The following is a 1,174-nucleotide window of genomic DNA, read 5'->3' as shown; positions in this document are numbered from 1 at the left end:
ACTCGATGATTTTGGAGACGACGCCGGCGCCGACGGTACGGCCGCCTTCGCGGATGGCGAAGCGGAGGCCGTCTTCCATGGCGATCGGGGCGATCAGTTCGACGGTGAACTTCAGGTTGTCACCGGGCATGACCATCTCGGTGCCCTCGGGCAGCTCGACGGTGCCGGTCACATCCGTGGTCCGGAAGTAGAACTGCGGGCGATAGTTCGCGAAGAACGGCGTGTGACGGCCACCTTCATCCTTGGTCAGGATATAGGCTTCGGCTTCGAACTTGGTGTGCGGGTTAACCGACTTCGGCTTACACAGAACCTGACCACGCTCAACTCCCTCACGGTCGATACCGCGCAGCAGAACACCAACGTTATCGCCAGCCTCACCACGATCCAGCAGCTTGCGGAACATTTCAACGCCGGTACAGGTGGTTTTCTTGGTGTCGCGGATGCCCACGATCTCAAGTTCGTCGCCAACGTTGACAACGCCACGCTCGATACGACCGGTCACAACCGTGCCACGGCCAGAGATCGAGAACACGTCTTCGATCGGCATCAGGAACGGCAGGTCAACGGCACGTGCCGGGGTCGGGATGTACTCATCCACGGCCGCCATCAGCTTGCGGATCGATTCTTCGCCGATTTCCGGCTGGGTGCCGTTCATCGCATGCAGAGCCGAGCCCGGAATGACCGGGATGTCGTCGCCGGGGTAGTCATACGAAGACAGAAGCTCGCGGATTTCCATTTCCACCAGTTCCAGCAGCTCTTCGTCGTCAACCTGGTCAACCTTGTTCATGTAGACGACCATGTAGGGGATACCCACCTGGCGACCCAGCAGGATGTGCTCGCGGGTCTGGGGCATCGGGCCGTCGGCCGCGTTCACAACCAGGATCGCGCCGTCCATCTGCGCCGCACCGGTGATCATGTTCTTCACATAGTCAGCGTGGCCGGGGCAGTCGACGTGCGCATAGTGACGGCTCTCGGTCTCATATTCAACGTGGGCGGTCGAAATCGTGATCCCGCGTGCCTTTTCTTCCGGCGCGCCGTCGATCTGATCATAGGCTTTGAAATCGCCGAAGTATTTCGTGATCGCAGCCGTCAACGTCGTCTTGCCGTGGTCAACGTGACCAATGGTGCCGATGTTTACGTGCGGTTTTGAGCGGTCAAACTTTGCCTTAGCCAT

Annotated in this window: 1 protein-coding gene; it reads right to left on the bottom strand. The window is 59.6% G+C overall.

Annotation, left to right across the window (positions count from 1 at the left end; translation table 11 throughout):
* Positions 1-1,174, bottom strand: a 1,174-nt coding sequence (gene tuf, locus ROG8370_RS19865; RefSeq protein ID WP_085828834.1) for an elongation factor Tu, incomplete at both ends; no start/stop codon positions are given.

Source organism: Roseovarius gaetbuli (assembly GCF_900172365.1).
In the GTDB taxonomy this organism is placed as follows: Bacteria; Pseudomonadota; Alphaproteobacteria; order Rhodobacterales; family Rhodobacteraceae; genus Roseovarius; species Roseovarius gaetbuli.
Note: the sequence above shows the minus strand (reverse complement) of the source record. Positions and strands in the feature narration are given on the sequence as shown.